The 17,960-nt window shown below is 35.3% G+C and carries 15 protein-coding genes; all 15 read right to left on the reverse strand.

The window, feature by feature from the left end:
• Positions 1 to 64: 64 nt before the first annotated feature.
• Positions 65 to 994: an ATP-binding cassette domain-containing protein gene (locus JHK62_RS03690; protein WP_199575342.1), complete on the reverse strand. Its 930-nt coding sequence runs from the start codon at positions 992 to 994 to the stop codon at positions 65 to 67.
• Positions 987 to 2,057 carry an ABC transporter ATP-binding protein gene (locus tag JHK62_RS03695; RefSeq protein WP_199575343.1) on the reverse strand — a complete coding sequence of 357 codons (1,071 nt, stop codon included), beginning with the start codon at positions 2,055 to 2,057 and terminating at the stop codon, positions 987 to 989. Before JHK62_RS03695 ends, JHK62_RS03690 begins: the two co-directional genes overlap by 8 nt.
• A gap of 12 nt (positions 2,058 to 2,069) precedes the next feature.
• Positions 2,070 to 2,996 carry an oligopeptide ABC transporter permease OppC gene (gene oppC / locus JHK62_RS03700; RefSeq protein WP_199575344.1) on the reverse strand — a complete coding sequence of 309 codons (927 nt, stop codon included), beginning with the start codon at positions 2,994 to 2,996 and terminating at the stop codon, positions 2,070 to 2,072.
• Positions 2,996 to 4,492 (reverse strand): ABC transporter permease, encoded by a 1,497-nt coding sequence (locus JHK62_RS03705; protein ID WP_199575345.1) that lies wholly within the window; start codon positions 4,490 to 4,492, stop codon positions 2,996 to 2,998. Before JHK62_RS03705 ends, oppC begins: the two co-directional genes overlap by 1 nt.
• 73 nt (positions 4,493 to 4,565) lie before the next feature.
• On the reverse strand, positions 4,566 to 6,545 hold the full coding sequence (locus JHK62_RS03710; RefSeq protein ID WP_199575346.1) for a peptide ABC transporter substrate-binding protein: 1,980 nt from the start codon (positions 6,543 to 6,545) through the stop codon (positions 4,566 to 4,568).
• A gap of 273 nt (positions 6,546 to 6,818) precedes the next feature.
• The gene (locus tag JHK62_RS03715; protein WP_199575347.1) at positions 6,819 to 7,607 is read right to left on the reverse strand and encodes a DUF6612 family protein; all 789 of its coding nucleotides are present in this window, start codon (positions 7,605 to 7,607) and stop codon (positions 6,819 to 6,821) included.
• Positions 7,608 to 7,710: 103 nt separating this feature from the next.
• Positions 7,711 to 9,129, reverse strand: coding sequence for a Fe-S cluster assembly protein SufB (gene sufB / locus JHK62_RS03720; RefSeq protein ID WP_199575348.1), 1,419 nt, complete (start codon positions 9,127 to 9,129; stop codon positions 7,711 to 7,713).
• Between the two features lie 11 nt (positions 9,130 to 9,140).
• Complete coding sequence (sufU, locus tag JHK62_RS03725; protein ID WP_199575349.1) at positions 9,141 to 9,590, reverse strand: Fe-S cluster assembly sulfur transfer protein SufU; 450 nt, start codon at positions 9,588 to 9,590, stop codon at positions 9,141 to 9,143.
• Entirely contained in the window at positions 9,577 to 10,809 is a 1,233-nt protein-coding gene (locus JHK62_RS03730) for an aminotransferase class V-fold PLP-dependent enzyme (protein ID WP_199575350.1), read from the reverse strand. The genes sufU and JHK62_RS03730 overlap by 14 nt, the downstream gene beginning before the upstream one ends.
• Positions 10,810 to 10,815: 6 nt before the next feature.
• On the reverse strand, positions 10,816 to 12,078 hold the full coding sequence (sufD, locus tag JHK62_RS03735) for a Fe-S cluster assembly protein SufD (protein ID WP_199575351.1): 1,263 nt from the start codon (positions 12,076 to 12,078) through the stop codon (positions 10,816 to 10,818).
• Positions 12,079 to 12,114: 36 nt separating this feature from the next.
• Positions 12,115 to 12,885 (reverse strand): Fe-S cluster assembly ATPase SufC, encoded by a 771-nt coding sequence (gene sufC, locus JHK62_RS03740; RefSeq protein ID WP_199575352.1) that lies wholly within the window; start codon positions 12,883 to 12,885, stop codon positions 12,115 to 12,117.
• 72 nt (positions 12,886 to 12,957) lie between these two features.
• Positions 12,958 to 14,115, reverse strand: coding sequence for a glycosyltransferase family 4 protein (locus JHK62_RS03745; protein WP_199575353.1), 1,158 nt, complete (start codon positions 14,113 to 14,115; stop codon positions 12,958 to 12,960).
• A gap of 4 nt (positions 14,116 to 14,119) precedes the next feature.
• Positions 14,120 to 14,830, reverse strand: coding sequence for an adaptor protein MecA (gene mecA, locus JHK62_RS03750; RefSeq protein WP_199575354.1), 711 nt, complete (start codon positions 14,828 to 14,830; stop codon positions 14,120 to 14,122).
• A 269-nt stretch (positions 14,831 to 15,099) separates the two neighbouring features.
• Positions 15,100 to 15,951, reverse strand: coding sequence for an undecaprenyl-diphosphate phosphatase (locus JHK62_RS03755; protein ID WP_199575355.1), 852 nt, complete (start codon positions 15,949 to 15,951; stop codon positions 15,100 to 15,102).
• Positions 15,952 to 15,990: 39 nt separating this feature from the next.
• Positions 15,991 to 17,886, reverse strand: coding sequence for a DUF2207 domain-containing protein (locus JHK62_RS03760; RefSeq protein WP_199575356.1), 1,896 nt, complete (start codon positions 17,884 to 17,886; stop codon positions 15,991 to 15,993).
• Between the last annotated feature and the right edge of the window lie 74 nt (positions 17,887 to 17,960).

The raw sequence follows: 17,960 nt of genomic DNA on the forward strand, positions 1-17,960 counted from the left end.
TACCATCATCATTGTCAATCTTTTTTTAAAAAAACCACCTACAAAATAGTAAGTGGTTTTTAAATTAGTTTTTAAGTTTTTCACGATAAGAGTCAATCTCTTTATCATTTCCCCAAACAAAATGGTTTGGTTTAATTTCTACCATCTTAGGTTTATCAACAGAATAATCATGTTGATCAGCATCATAAACAATCAATTCTTTTTGACGTTCCAAAATAGGATCTGGGATTGGAACTGCAGATAAGAGTGATTGTGTATAAGGATGGATTGGATTTCTAAATAATTCTTCTGTTTCAGCAACCTCTACAATAACACCTTTATGAATAACAGCAATACGATCTGAAATAAAACGAACCACTGATAAATCATGGGCGATAAAGAGATAGGTGAGACCAAGTTCTTTTTGTAATTTCTTTAATAAATTTAAAACCTGTGCTCTAACAGAAACGTCCAATGCTGAGATAGGCTCATCAGCAATAACAAAGTCAGGATGCATCACAAGCGCTCTGGCAATACCAATACGTTGCCTTTGTCCCCCTGAAAATTCATGTGGGTAACGTGTTAAATGTTCTTGTAACAAACCTACCGAATTAATTATTTCAGTCACTTTGTTTTTACGATCTTCTTCATTGTCATACAATTTAAAATTATGAAGACCTTCTGAAATAATATAATCAACAGTGGCACGTTCATTAAGGCTGGCTGCTGGGTCTTGGAAAATCATTTGAATTTTTCGAATCACATCACGTTGTGTTTCTTTACTTGTTTTGCCGTTAATTTTTTTGCCTTCATATAAGATATCCCCTTTACTTGTAGGGTTTAAACCAATGATGGCACGACCAATAGTTGTTTTGCCTGAACCAGACTCACCAACTAATGAAAAGGTCTCTCCTTTATTAATGAAAAAATTGGCATTTTTAACAGCAACAAATTTTTTCTTTCCTTCTCCAAAAGAAATTTCTAAATCTTTAATTTCAACTAATTTCTCAGCCATTTTGTTGCTCCTCCAAAATCATCTTATTTTTAATTTTCTCATGTAAGTTTTGAATTGCCTCTGGCTTTTCAACTTTAGGAGCATCTGGATGAAGTAACCATGTTTTAGCCCAGTGAGTATCACTAATTGGGAAAATTGGTGGGTGTTCTTCAAAGTCAATCGTCATCGCATAATCAGAGCGTAAAGCGAAAGAATCACCCTTTAGTTTTGTATAAAGTGATGGTGGTGTTCCAGGAATGGAGAACAATTCACCATGATCATCAGCTAACTGAGGAAGACTTGATAACAAGCTCCAAGTGTAAGGATGACGAGGGTCATAAAAGACATCTTCAATTGTTCCAAATTCAATGATTTCACCAGCATACATAACGGCTACTTTATCAGCAATACTTGCTACTACTCCCAAATCATGGGTGATAAAAATAGTTGTAAAGTGATATTCACGTTGAAGATCTTTTAACAAGTTAATAATTTGAGCTTGAATGGTCACATCAAGAGCTGTTGTTGGCTCATCACAAATCAAAATATCAGGCTTACATGCAAGAGCAATAGCAATAACAATTCTTTGACGCATTCCTCCAGAATATTGAAATGGGTATTCATCAAAACGCTTTTCAGCTTCTGGGATACCAACCTTATTCATATAATCAATAGCCATTTTTTTAGCTTCTTGTGCAGAAACTTTTTGATGCTTTATAATAACCTCTGTGATTTGACTACCAATAGTATTGATGGGATTTAAACTAGTCATTGGATCTTGGAAGATGGTTGCTATTTTCTTACCTCTAATTTCTTCCCAATCCTTGTTACTAGTTAAAGCCGTTAAGTCTTGACCTCGATAAAAGATGCTTCCAGAAGCAATGCGCCCATTTTCCTCTAACATACCAGTGAAGGTTTTTGTTAGAACAGATTTCCCAGAGCCTGATTCTCCCACTAGAGCAAGAACTTCTCCTTCTTCTAATTCTACCGAAACGCCTCGGATGGCAGTAAGAACCTTGTCACGGACGTCAAATTCTACCACCACATCCTTGGCAGATAATATTACATTTTTTTCTTTAGACATATCTACTCCAATCTATGAATGTGAACGTGGATCACTTGCATCAGCAAGGTTTTGACCTACAATGAAAAGTGATAACGACACTAAAACAAGTGTTGCTAAGGGAATCCAGAAAAGGTAAGCATTCGTGGTTATGTTTTGTGTATAATTTGAAATCAAACGTCCTAAACTTGGAACCGTTACTGGTAATCCCAAACCAAAATATGACAGAAAGGCTTCAACCGAAATAAAGCTAGGCAACATTTGTGACATTTGCGTCACGATAACTGAAATCAACTGTGGTAGTAAGTTTTTAGTTACCATTTTAAAGGTTGATGTTCCAAGAGTCTTACTAGCTAGATTGTATTCTAAGTCTCGATAACGAAGAATTTGAACACGGATAAAATAGGCAACTCCAATCCAACCAGTAATAGTCATCGCTAGCACAAGATTCCAAAATCCAGCACCAAATGAATAGGTTAAAACGATGATAACTAGAAGATAGGGGATATTGCTAATAACATTATAAACCTCTATCATGATTAAATCGACTTTTTTAGAGATTCCCCAGATACCACCAACGATAACACCAACAAAAAGGTTGATGAAAGTTGCGATAAAGGCAATTAGAATAGAATTTCTTGCACCATACCAAACACCATCAAAAAGCGAATGCCCATTTTTGTCAGTTCCAAACCAAAATTCGCCATTTGGCGAGATATATCTGGCTGAAAAATCATTAATTTTGCTCACATCATTAAAGTCATAGTCTGAAAACATTGGATAAATAAAGCTAAACAATAAGATGAGAATTAAAATCCCGCTCATAATAACTGTTGACTTTTTCTTTAAGAATTCTGTAAATACTGATTTCCAATAAGAATAACTTGGGGCATCAATGACTTCAGAAGCAAAATCATCTCTTTTGACAAATTGAAATTTAGTTTTATCAATCTTAGACATTATTTTCCTCCTTTATCAGATAATTTAATACGTGGATCTAATACAGTCATCGCTAAGTCTCCTAAAAGTAAAGCGAGAATAGACAAGGCTGAAAAGATAAAGGCTAGACCAACCACCATACTATTATTTGCTGCTTTAACAGAGTCAATTAACATTTTACCCATACCTGGATAAGCAAAAACTGTTTCCGTTAAAGTTGCACCAACTATAACACTTAGAATAGCACTTGGAACACCAGCAACAATTGGGACCATAGCATTTTTAAAGATATGCTTATTTGCAATTTCCTTTTCAGACAATCCTTTGGCTCTAGCAAAACGAACAAAATCACTATACTGTAAATCAATTAGATAACGTCTTACCCATAGCGCTAAACCAGGAATATATAATATTGCCAAAATCATAGCCGGCATGATATAAGACAAAATATTATGTGCCCCGAGCGTAGGGAAAACATCAGGTAGGCCAAAAGAAGAGCCAATGAATCTCACGACATAAATTAAAGCAATAGAAGGAATGGCCATTAAGAACGTCAACATTCCAGTAGAGCCCCTATCAAAAATAGTATTTTTGAAACGCGCCATGTATGATCCTAAAGGAAGTGCTACTGCATAAGCAATTATAATCCCAGCAAGACCAATTCTAGCAGACATCTCTAACATTGACGGATCTTTATAATTAGATTGTGTGTTGGAGTATGGGTCATTATCATAAAGGGATTTTGAACGACTATCAGCCTTACTTGGCGATTGATATGTTCTGCTATAGATATTAACTGTTGAAGACGTAGTGTTCCCATTTGGGAAAGTAACTTCTCTAGATTCTTTTTGCCCTTGACCTTCACTAATAACTTGTAGAACAGGAATGTTAGCAAATGTTGGGTAAGATATTCCCAAATCTAAGGTGATAAAGTTTTGATGAATGAAAGGGAAAGAACCGTTGGCATAAAGGAGATATTTATGTTTTGTACCTGAACCAACAACAGACCAACCAATCGAAGGATCATTTTCAATACGGATATAGCGCTCTAAATCAGGATTTGATTTATCTTGAATTTTCCAAGGATGGTCAATTTGAATCAAATTAGCATAAAAATTAAAGACACGCTCATAAATAGGAACTTCTCTAGTCGCATAAAAAGTTTTACTATTGGGCATTTGTCCTAGCTCCCAACCCTTTCCAATAGATTTGATGTATTCCTTGTAAATAGATTCATTTGTTGAATTTGCCTCTACAGTAACACTATCATCAATCTTACTTGCTTTTTGTTGAAGCTCTTTTGCTGGCATATATTGGATATAACCCATTTTTTCAAAAACAGTGTTCTCGTAATTAATTTTTTTATCTGGATCTGCTGCTACTTTACTGTAGGTTGAATCTTGTTTAAAAATTAATTTTCTAGGAACCATAGTAAAGACGATAGCGTAAATTAAAGTCGTAATTAAAAAGATAGAGACTAAAGACCTTAATATACGATTGAAAATGTACTTTTTCATTCTTTCCTCCAAATTTCAAAAGAACCTCCTCTATTGACGGTAGAGAAAGTCCTCTCGAAAAAAGTTTCTAATTTTATTCTACGTGGTTTTCAAAATCTTCCTGCTCTTTGGCATTAGATTTTGCTTTTTCTTCTTTCCATTTCTCAAGTTCTGCTTCATACTCTTTTGCATCGACTGCATCTGATTGAAGTTTCATATATTTAAATGAAGATGGAGATGATTTAATACCAGACCATCCGTAACCCACTGTAAACGGTACAGCCTTAGTGACTGTTGGAGATGCACCTTTTGAAGTGGTCATTAGAAGTAATGAACTATCAACTAACCAAGCTTCTGCTTTGGCATACATTTCATAACGTTTCTTGAGACTACTATTTTCAGCTGCTGCCGCTTGAGTTAATTCTTCATACTTATCAAGTCCAACTGCTTGGGCAATGTCTTGGTTTTCACCTGGTGCAATACCAATTTGATGAACAGTAGCACCATTACTTGGATTCAAAATATCTAAGTAAGTAGAAGGGTCTTGATAGTCAGGGCCCCAACCAGCTGCTGTAGATAGGTCGTAATCATTTTGAGCAGGTGTTTCTGCATAGAAAGTAATGCTATAGAAAGTATCTTCATCAAGTTGATGTAAATCTAAAATAACATTCTCTGTTCCTAGTGTTGATTCAATAGACTGCTTCATTGAAGCCGCTTTTTGAACAAATATTTCACTAGATTGGTATACTGGTACATCAAGATGGATAGGGAATTCTACTCCTTCAGCTTCAAGAGCAGCTTTGGCTTTTTCAAACTCAGCTTTGGCTTTTTCAGGATGATATAAACCATTTTGACCATCTGATAAATCAACGTCTTTCCACTCATCACCATAGGCTGCTAATTCTTTTTGAGCAACAGCACCAAAGGTTTCTTCCCCAATAGAAACAAAAGTTTCAGGAGTCAATGTGTTACGTAACGTTTTATCTGCTGCATCTTCACCAACATCTTGAGCTGCATAACCAGTTCTATCAAAGGCAAAGTTAACCGCTTGACGGAAATCTTTGTTCATAATGGCTTTTTTAGTAGATTCTTTTTGAGCATCAGTTGTTTTAGCTGTGTGCTCATAAGCGGTACGATTTACGTTGAAGACACCATAATAAGAAGTTCCATCTTGTGGTGTATAAATAATATTATCTCCAAATTTTTCTTTTACTGATTTATAACTTGGTGAATTAGGATAGATACGTGCTCCTGTATATACGCCATCAGCAAAGTTATTTACCAATGATTCAGGATCTGATCCATCAAAGTAAGTCAGTTTAATATTTTCTACGTGAACATTATCTGCATCCCAATAATTAGGATTTTTTGTATATTCGATTGATGATTTTGCAGTTAATGCTGAAAGAAGATAAGGACCACTATATAAAATACTATCTGCATTCGGTGCTCCAAAATCTTCACCTTTAGAAGCTAAGAACTCAGCGTTGATAGGGAAAGTAATCCCCATTGTCATTTTAGAATTCCAATAACTTTCAGGTTTTTTCAATGTGTATTGAACTGTTTTATCATCAAGTGCTTTAACACCTACAGTTGAGAAGTCATCTGTTTCACCATTAACATATTCAGCTAAACCAACAATAGAGTCTTGAACAAGATAAAGCGCTTCAGATTTAGCATCAGCAGCATGTTTCATACCTGTTACAAAGTCTTCTGCAACAATATCAGCATACTCTTCACCATCTGCAGTATACCATTTAGCATCATCGCGTAGAGTATAAGTGTAAGTCATACCATCTTCTGAAACTTTCCAGTCTTCAGCAAGTGATGGCACGTAATTGCCATAAGGATCATTTTCAAGTAAACCATCCACTAAGTTACCAACAACTTCACCTGTTGTGTTTTTGTTTACAACAGTATAGTCAAGTGATGATGGGTCTGATGAATACACATAAGTATAGGTAGAATTTTCTCCTCCACCACTACTTTCTTTAGAGCTTCCACAAGCTGCTAAAGTAGCTGCAGATATCAAAGTGATACCAGCAAGAGCCAGTAATTTTGTCTTTTTATTCATAAAAAGTACCTCATTTTCATTTTCATTTTCAAAGACTTTTTTGTCTATAGGCTATATTATATCATAAAAAATTTTTTTAGGAAAGTAATTTATCAGAAAATTTTGTCTATTGTCAAAAATCAAAATTTCTATCCTTAAGACCATCATAGAAGGCTATAATCTTTGTAGAAAACTCTATTTCGTACCGTGTTGCTATCTCCAGTTCAAAAAAAGCACCTCATTGTTATTGGTTCTAACAATTGAGGTGTCCTTTACATAGTTTAAACATCAAAATTACTGTTCTGGAATTTTAATGCTATCTTCATCAATTTCATTCCACTTAGAATACTCTGATGCAACATTCATTTCAAGCGAACCTTTTTTTCCATCATAAGTCATTACTAAACGAAACTCTTTACAAAAATAAGTGTCTTTATCAAAAGTGATGACTAAACTTTTTTCAGTTTCATCTTCTTCAACACCGGTCAGGCTAAGGTTATATTGTTCCTCAAAAGCAGAAATAAGTGAAACATCTTTATTCTTTAAGCTTAATTCGTAAACATCTCCCTTATCTTTGATTTGTAAATCATCTTTTAAGGAAGAAATTATTTCTAGTACTTCAAAATAATCTGGATGAAAGTAGAATTCATTTCCTTTTGTTGAATTATACTCTTTTGTGGTATTGCCATCTGATTCCACTTCTCGATAAACATCTGGATCTTCTTGACTATTATAAATAAATTTTTCTTTTAATTTTTTCCCGTCTTGTGATTCAGTGTTGAACACAATATCTCCCTTTGTTAATTTAGAATCATCAAAAATAAGCTGACTGTCAATTTTTTGGGAAGAAATATTATCATTGACACTCACTTTAAATTGATGTTCCCCTTTGACTGAAGATAAGTCTTCATTCTTAGTTTGCATCTCTTCTAAAAAGTCATCTACTGTTATTTCTTTAGAAACTTTTGTAGTTTCTGTTTGATTATTGTCATTATTATTTGAATCGGTATTTGCTTGGCAACCCACTAATAAAAAGAGTACACCAAAGATTAGCACGAGACTAAAGAAAGAATGTTTTTTCATAATTAATCCTCCAAAAGAAAATAATGTGTAGTTAAACATCTAAAAGATATCTACCCACACACTATTTTATCAAAAATTATTATCTTTACCAATTATTTTATGACTATCCAACAGATCCTTCCATCTCATAGCTAATCAAACGATTAAGTTCAACCGCATATTCCATTGGTAATTCTTTGGTGAAAGGTTCCACAAATCCCATGACAATCATTTCAGTGGCTTCACTTTCTGTCAATCCACGACTCATTAAATAATATAGTTGTTCTTCTGAGATTTTAGAAACTTTAGCTTCATGTTCTAAGGCTACCTGAGAATTATGGATTTCATTAAAAGGGATGGTGTCTGATTTTGATAAATCATCCATAATAATCGTATCACATTCAATGTGACTGACTGATTTTTTAGAATTTTTAGCAAAAGTCACTTGTCCTCGATAATTAACCTCACCACCACCTTTAGCAATCGACTTAGAAACGATTGATGAACTGGTATGAGGCGCATTATGAATCATTTTGGCACCAGTATCTTGATTTTGTCCCTTGTTAGCAAAAGCAATGGATAACATTGTTCCACGCGCACCTGGTCCATCCAAGTATACCGATGGGTACTTCATTGTTGTTTTTGCACCAAGATTACCATCAATCCACTCAACTGTTGCGTCTTTTAAGGCACGAGCACGTTTAGTCACTAAATTATAGACATTATCTGACCAATTTTGAATAGTAGTGTAGCGCATGTAAGCACCATCTAAAGCAAAAATTTCGACAATGGCAGCATGGAGACTATTACTTGAATAGGTTGGTGCGGTACACCCTTCAACATAGTGAACACTTGCTCCCTCATCAACAATGATAAGCGTTCTTTCAAACTGCCCAGTATTTTCATTGTTGATTCGGAAATACGTTTGTAGTGGAATGTCTACTTTAACACCTTTAGGAACGTAAATAAAGGTTCCTCCAGACCAGACAGCAGAGTTGAGCGCAGCTAATTTATTATCTGTTGGTGGCACTAATTTTGCAAAGTATTGTTTAAACAAGTCAGGGTATTCTTTTAGGGCAGAATCAGTGTCTGTAAAGATAATGCCTAATTTTTCAAATTCATCTTTCATATTGTGGTAAACCACTTCTGATTCATACTGGGCAGATGCTCCTGCTAAGAAAGCACGCTCAGCTTCTGGAATACCAATTCTCTCAAAGGTTTCCTTAATTTTTTCTGGGACATCATCCCATGACCTTGCTGGTTGATCAGAGGCTTTTTGATAGTAGATAATACTATTAAAATCAATATCTGATAAATCTGGTCCCCATTCTTGCATCGGCATTTTATTAAATGCTCTTAACGACTTTAAGCGAAATTCTAACATCCATTCAGGTTCATCTTTAGCTTTTGATAGTTGTCTAACAACCTCTTCACTAAGACCTTTTCCGGTTGAAAAAATCGGAGTGACATCATCATGAAAGCCAAATTGATAGTCTCCCAGATCGATTGGTTTTGGTTCTATTTTTTCGTTTTTCTCGGGCATCTTGTCTTCTCCTATTTATCTTCCTTCTTTGTTTGGCTAGCTGAGACTGCTTTTTCTAAAGCATGCCATGAGAGTGTCGCACATTTAATCCGTTGCGGAAATTTAGAAACACCGGCTAAGAATGAAGCATCCCCTAGCTGTTCTTGCTTATCATCTTTCTTTCCTTGAACCATTTCAGAAAAGACATCAAAAAGCGCTAGCGCTTCTTGCTTGGTTTTTCCAATCATAACATCTGTCATCATGCTAGCTGAAGCAGTTGAAATCGTACAACCATGTCCAGAAAAAGCAATATCAGCAATTTTTTCGCCATCAAACTTTACATATAAATTAACAACATCACCACAAGTAGGATTACTTAAGGTTACCCCATCAACACCAGATAAGCTACCATGATGGTGAGGGGCTTTGGAGTGGTCTGAGACCACTGCCATATATAAACTATCTAATTTAGAAAGAGCCATTAAAATACTCCTTTGTTTTCATAATCGCATCAATTAAACGGTCACAATCTTCTTTTGTGTTATAAAGATAAAAACTAGCTCGCACTGTCGAAGAAACACCCAAATAATTAAGTAAGGGCTGAGCACAATGATGACCCGCTCGAACAGCAACACCCTCATAATCAAGTGCCGTGGCAACATCATGTGGATGAAGTCCTTCAATGTTAAAAGCAACCACACTACTTCGATCTTCAACTGATTTTGGACCGTAGACAGTGACACCAGGAATCTCTTGCAGTTTAGGGAGAATATAACTTATCAACTCTTGTTCATGCTGATGAATACCTTCCATCCCTATTTCTTCAAGGTAATCAATGGCCACTCCTAAACTAATAGCGCCAGAAATATTTGGCGTTCCTGCTTCTAATTTCCACGGTAATTCTTTCCAAGTGGCGCTTTGTTCATAAACAAAATCAATCATTTCCCCACCAAATTCAATCGGTGATAGTTGATTTAAAATTGCTTCTTTTCCATATAGAACACCAATCCCTGTAGGGCCTAACATTTTATGACCAGAAAAAGCTAGAAAGTCACAGTCTAACTCTTGTACATCTACCGGCATATGTGGTACTGATTGTGCACCGTCAACGACAAGATAAGCTCCATGTGCATGAGTTATTTCAGCAATCTCTTTGATTGGATTAACAAGACCCAAGACATTTGAGACATGCGCAAGGCTCACAAATTTTGTCTTGTCTGTAATGGCATTTTTCAACTGTTCCATATCAAGAAGATCATCTTTTAAATAGACATATTTTAAAACAGCACCTGTTTTTTGACAGGCTTGTTGCCAAGGAATGAGGTTTGAGTGATGTTCCATAATTGAAATGACGACTTCATCACCAGGATGTAACACCTCACGCGCAAATTGGGCTATCCAATTGAGACTTGTCGTTGTACCTCTGGTAAAGATAATTTCTTTTTCACTCGAGGCATTGATAAACCTTGCCACTTTTTTTCTAGCCGACTCAAAGGCTTGCGTTGCTCTTTCTGCTAGTGTGTGTACGCCGCGATGGACATTAGCATTATTCATATGATAATACTTCTCAATACTTTTAATGACTTTTTCAGGTTTTTGAGTAGTTGCTGCATTATCTAAATAAACTAATGGTTCATCGTTGACAGCCTGATCTAAAATTTTAAAGTCTTGTCGAATGTTATTACTATCTAATGTTTTCATAAGCGTTTATCTTTTTTCAAGTTTTTTATCTAATACTAAAATCATCTCATCACGCACTGTTTTGACTGGAATTTCCGAGATAACACTTCCTAAGAAGCCTCGAATGACTAGTCGCTCTGCTGTTTCTTGATCTAGTCCACGACTCATCAAATAATACATATCATCAGGATCAACTTGACCAATAGAAGCAGCATGCCCTGCGGTGACTTCGTTTTCATCAATCAATAAAATAGGATTGGCATCGCTTCTAGCATGATCAGAAAGCATCAAGACACGACTTTCTTGTTGAGCATCTGCTCCTTTGGCGCCTTTTATAATGTGACCAATACCGTTAAAGGTTAGGGTCCCTCTTTCCAAGATAACACCGTGTTGAAGGATGTGACCAACAGAATTTTTACCATAATTGGTGACACGCGTATCAATCCCTTGAATTTGTCGTCCACTAGATGCGGCAACTACCTTTAAGTTGGCATAACTACCGTCTCCTAAAAGGTCAGAATCAAAATCAGCAATGACATTACCTTCATTCATCACACCAAGTGCCCAATCAATGGTTGCATTATTTTGATGATGCCCACGACGAGTCATGTAAGTTGTGACATTGTCTCCCAAACGATCAATCGCTGAAAATTTAACATGACTACCTTCTTTAGCGATAACTTCTACACTAATATTGGCTGTTGTTTTAACTGCACCCTCACCAATGGTTTCAAAACGTTCTAGATAAGTGATGCGACTGTTTTTACCTACAATAATTAACACGTGTTTATTAAATGGGACATCTGATTCTGAGTCTTGTAGAAAAATGCCTTCAATAGGCTCATCAATTTCGACATTATCTGGAATATATAAAATGGCTGCACTATTAAAATAAGCATGATGATAGGCAGCTAATTTATCTTCTTCAAAAGACAATGCCTGACCAAAATAATCTTTGATAAGTTCTGAATTTTCCTTAAGTACTGTGTCAAAATCAGTGAAAATAACACCTTTATCGATTAAAGGCATTGGTAGTTGCTCTAAAACAGTTTGGGTGCCAACTTGAACTAATTTGGGGTTATCATCCATAGCTATAAAGTCAGCCACATTTCCTTGGACATCACTCTCAGATATTGTACCATCCCCAAGTGACCATCTTTGAAATTTCACTCGTTCAATTTGAGGGAGAGGCAGTTTTTCTATTTTTTCAAAAGCAGCCAAGCGATGCTCCAAAAGCCATTTTGGTTCTGCTTTAGTTTGTGAGAAATCAATTATTCTCTCTTTTGTCATTTTTTACTCCTTTGCTCTATTTCGGCAATAATGACTCTAAACTTCTTCTTTATAATCAATGCCTAGTTCTTCAGCAATGGTAGAGTAGCCTTCTTTTTCTAAACGATCAGCTAGTTCTGGACCTCCTGATAAGACAACACGACCATCCATCATCACATGAACAACATCAGGACGAATATAGTTTAAAAGACGCTGATAGTGTGTGATAATCATGGCACCAAAACCTTCTCCTCGCATTTCATTAACACCTTTAGAAACCACTCGAAGAGCATCAATGTCAAGACCTGAGTCAACTTCATCTAAGAGAGCAAAACGTGGTTCTAACATCAATAGTTGTAAAATCTCATTGCGTTTTTTTTCACCACCAGAGAATCCTTCATTAAGGTAACGCTCAGCCATTTCTTCTTTCATACCTAAAAGAGCCATTTTTTGGTCTAGTTTAGTGATAAAATCACGGACAGAGATTTTATCTTTATCTTCTTTTCCGGCATTCATCGCAGCACGCATAAATTCGGCATTAGTAATTCCTGGAATTTCACTAGGATACTGCATCGCAAGAAAAAGACCTAGTCTTGCTCTTTCATCAACTTCTAACTCAAGAATATTTTCACCATCTAAGAGAATCTCACCTTCTGTGACTTCGTAATTAGGATTCCCCATTATCGCAGCAGAAAGTGTTGATTTTCCGGTACCATTTGGCCCCATTATCGCAGCAATTTCTCCTGTTTTAAGCATAAGATTAACGCCTTTTAAGATTTCTTTGTCTTCAATAGAGACATGAAGATTTTTTATTTCAAGTACTGACATAACACACTCCTTTTATCTAGTCATTCCATTATAACAAAAAAAGCCCGCAAGGACTTTTTTGTTGCTTGTAACCTAATCGTCATTCTTTTTGATTTTATCAATAATCGCTCTTCTTCTATCTGAATTACCAATAAATGAGAGAACTTTAAAGAGAGGGGTTCGTCCCTTTCCCCAAATTTCAATACTTTCAATGAAAATTTCTAGTGCAAACAAAACACCAATCATTAACAAGATTCCACCAATTCGGCTAGACACATTTAAAAGTAAGGAGACTAATGAGAAAAATAGTGCAATGCCATACACTACTAGAACAGCTCCACGGTGAGTAAAGCCCATTGCTAACAGTCTGTGGTGAAGATGCATATTATCTGCTTCATAAAATTTTTGTCCCGACAAGGTTCTGCGAATAATAGCCACAAAGGTATCGATAATTGGAACACCTAAAATAATAATCGGTGTCACAACAGCTACAGCTGTCGCATTTTTTAATCCTTGTAAGGATAAAACGGCAATCATAAAACCAATAAATAAGGCTCCCGTATCTCCCAGATAAATAATAGCCGGATGATAATTGTATGGGAAAAATCCTGCAATAGCTGCAATCAAAACAAAAATGGTTAAGGTTAAAAAGATATCACGATCAAATAAGAAGAAATAAGATATCAACCCCATTGTTGTTAAACTAATAATGGAGACACCACTCACTAACCCATCCAAACCATCAATCAAATTAACAGCATTAGTAATGGCTGTTATCCATAAAATGGTTAAAAAGAAGGTGAGCAAGGGATTAAATTCCAGCATTGGTCCACCAAAGGGAATCTTAAAACTATCAAATCTAAAATCAGTAAACTTCCAAACAATAATTGCTGCCAACAAGATACCAATCATTTTTTTCTTAGCACTAATTTCAAAAATGTCATCAATAAAACCAGTAGCAGAAACAACTAAGCCTCCAATAACAACTGGTAACATATAATCAAAATAGGACTGACTACCAATAATTAATTTTGTAATCATCGGCATAAAAATAAGAGAACTAAGAAGAAAAGACAAAACAATGGCTAAACCACCAGAGCTTGGCATTGTCACTTTATTAATGCGGCGTTCATTTGGTTTATCAACAGCACCGACACGAAAGGCTAAAAAACGAACGAGCGGTGTTGCAATCAAAGAGATTAGAAAAGTGCCAATCAGGACCAAAACATATTCAAGTTTAAAAGGCGTCATATTACTATACCTCTATTGACTGCAACTCTTCAATAGCATTGCTAGTTAATAAGATACCATGTTCTTGTAAATAGGCACGTGTTTTTGTACTTGCTTTAGCATGTTCAATCATACGAGCATAAACCACATTTGTATAGTAATCTGGTCGTCCGATATTTTTTATCAAAATAGTCAGATGATAAGTATCACTTTCTTTAAATAGCTCTGAAGCCTCTATCTCATAATCAGCTGTTCGAGAAAACAAAACAACATCCTTTAAGTTGTCAAAATCCAAAACATAATGGATGTAATCAGAAACGATATGGCTCTTTTCTTGTTCTTGCTCATCTTGTTCTTCAGCTTCTTTTAATTTATCGAGAGCTTCTTTGTCACCTTTTTCACGCATTGTCGTCTCGAGACTTTTGAAAAATTCTTCCGGTGACATTTTTGCAATGTCTTCTAACTCAGCTAAATCTTCAAGACTGAGGTCTTTACTAATCTCTGATTTTGTCACAAAGACATCGATTCGATCTTGTCTTGGTGTAACGCGAAAACTGAGCATACCGCTATCTTTAAAATTGTCAGGTAAATCTAACTCGTCCATGACAGCATAGAAAAATTCTTCTGTCTTTTCTTGAGGTACTAAGAAATCTTTTAATTCCATTCCTCTTTCTTCTAAATCATCCATACTAATCGTTATCTTTAGTGTTGTATCACTAATTTGTTTCATTTCCATCGTTTTTACCTCGCACATGTAATCAAACCTATTATACTAGAAAAAAAGATTATTTACAATTTAGATAGTTGTTTTGAGCAATTAAAAAGGTTGGAACAAAATGCTCAACCTTTTAACGTTTATCATTTTATTTTTCAGACATAGTTCTTTCCTAAACACTAACCAGCTGAGACATCTGTTTTAATATCAAACCACTTTCTATGAAGCTGAATACAAAAAACAACTTTTTCTAAGCCAGATAGTAGATGTTTTGTAATTGCTGAAATGGTTTATAAAAATAAAAGCTTAATACCCCCATAAACCAATAAAAGCAAGCCTAAAATAATGCGATATTTCCCAAAAACCGTAAAATCATTCTTCTTAACATAATCGGTTAAAAAGCGAATAGCATACATACTCACAACAAAGGCTGTGAGCATAGCAATTGCTAAGATGGCAAATTGACCCAAACTCAAACTGGCGCCTCCAAGAATAAATTTCAAGACTTTAATAAAACTAGCGCCAAACATGACAGGAATCCCTAGGAAAAAGGTGAATTCAGTTGCAACCACTCGGCTGGTTCCCAGTAACATTCCCCCAATAATGGTAATGCCAGAACGACTGGTTCCTGGTACTAGGCTAAGTACTTGAAAAAGACCAATGAATAAGGCTGTTTTATAAGACATTTTCGCTAATGAAGTCACACTTGGTTTAAGACTCTCGTTTTTATGTTTTTGCTCTATCCATAAAAAGACAAAACCGTAGAAAATTAACATTAGGGCGACAGTAATAAAATTATGAAGATGTTCTTCCATCCAATCATCAAGAGGTAAACCAATCACAATCGCAGGAATAACGGCAAGGACAACTTTTGCCCACAACTGCCAAGTTATTCTGATTTCTCTAGCTGTTTTTCCTTTTTGAAAAGGATTTAAGCGCTTGAAATAGATGACAACAACAGCTAGGATGGCTCCTAGTTGGATAACAACGTTAAACATACTAACAAAAGCTTGGTTTTGATTTTTAAAGTTGAGAAACTCTTGCACTAATATTAGATGACCCGTACTGGAAATGGGTAGCCACTCTGTTACCCCTTCGACAATTCCTAATATAATAGCTTTGATTAAATCTACGATAAACATGTTAACTCCTTTGATTAATTCTTTTTAAATCAGATAGTATTAGAAGGCCCCGCCACCTCCGCCGCCACCTCCGCCGGAGAAGCCTCCACCACTACTTCCTCCTGAGGAAACAGAGAAATGAGAAGCCTCAACAGCATAGCTATTTGACGACATGACTGCCTTTGTTTGACGACTAAGTTGGGGTGAGATAAAGAGATACGATTGATACAAGCTATTTTCTACAAATTGCGGATGCACTGTTGAAAGGTATTTTTCAACCTTTTGGGCAAAGCCCAATAGTGTTGCATAAATCAAGATACGATTCCAAATCACAACTGCTTCAATTTCCACTTGATCAAATTTTCTAATATCACGAAGCATATTGTTAAAACTAACCCAATCTTGAAGTACATCATGTCCTCTAGCTTCTAAAAAGCCAAAATCAGCCATAACTTTTTTACGTTGAGCAAAATAGCTAATCATTGTAATGACAAGAATGATGCTAGCCAAATAGACCAACGAATAAGGTGAGATGACATTCCCAATAATAACAACGATGATTAAAGCGACTATTGACAAGATCAACCCCAAAACAGACGCTCCCAGAGACAATCTATAATATTTTAAATCACTCGGTAAGAAATCTCTTTTGATTTTTTCTAGTGCTTTATTTTCAATAGCTTCAGCTACCAACTGATCAATCTTATTCAATTTTGATTCTAACTTATGGTTAAAACGATCTCCCAAATGGTTGATTTTTTCTGTCAACTCTTCTCCTTTATAACTTTTCTTCAAAGCTTTTATGTCGTGTTTATTAAATAGAAAAGTTGAAAAAAGTTGATTGATTGCTATTTTTTCTTTTTCACCAAAAGCAAAAGTAATTAACTCTCTTTCAAATGCGGATGCCCGATCTTTTGAAACAATACTTAATTCCTTGTCTTGAGAAACTGTTAATATTTGACGATCAATGAGGTCTAACAAACTAGCCTTTAAAAGATTTTCAAAGCTAATCTTACCCATATAAGAAGAGGTTTGATTTAATTCAGATTTTAATGTCTTTTCATAAATGTATTTAGCGACAATTAAAGGTGGTAAGTCATCCGGAAGATTGAAAAGGTGACTCTTTTTATTAAAATGATGATGTTTTTCAACATGCCGTTTAAATAAAAGAAAGAAAAAAATAGCTAGTATTGCTAAAAAACCAATAGCAATAGGAAAGGCTCTATCAAGCAATGAATGGATAGCTGCTTGCTTGAATGCGATATCATTTTCAAGGCGATTGAAGTCTTCTTTTCTTGTTGTAGGTAATTTAAATTCTGTAGATACTGGGCTTCCTTCCCAATAACCATGTAACTCCAATCGATTAGAGACGTTAGTAGCAATCAAATGATAAGCATTTTCCTCAGAGGTTATTGTAGGTTGCCTTTTCCCAAAGCCTGTATGCGCATAAAGATTTTGATCTTCAGAAATAAAGTCTGTTTTCACTGTAAAATCGACTTGTTTCAAAGTTCTATCCCAATCACTGATAGGGACCCAATTAAGCTCAGCAATATCTTGGTAGGCAAACAAAATTTCCTTTAGTTGCCATTCAACAACAACAACAACTTTATCTCCTTTTTGCCCCTTGTTATAGATTTTTAAGCTATAACCATCACCCAAATCTGTGACTTCCTGCTCAGAATTGACTAAAATGTTATTGTGATAAACAGTGACTACAGGATTTGGATCAATATAGAACCCTTCAGGCATTTTTCCTGCTTGTCCCAGAGTCACTATTTGACCGTTATAAGAACTATCAAAATCATAGTCAATAATTTGCTTGAAATTGGCTGTATTATCTTCATGAATAATCAATTCCCCAGAATAATAAGGAATCGAATAAGAAACGTCTGCATAAGTAGACTCATTAAATAAGAAAAATAGTGCTGCAAAAAGTATTAAAATAATCCTTTTCATTAGAAACCTCAGAAATATTATTCCTATTTATTTTACCACAAAACCCTTTAAAATCGTATTTATCAATCAAGTAA

This window comes from Streptococcus pacificus (assembly GCF_016481305.1).
In the GTDB taxonomy this organism is placed as follows: Bacteria; Bacillota; Bacilli; order Lactobacillales; family Streptococcaceae; genus Streptococcus; species Streptococcus pacificus.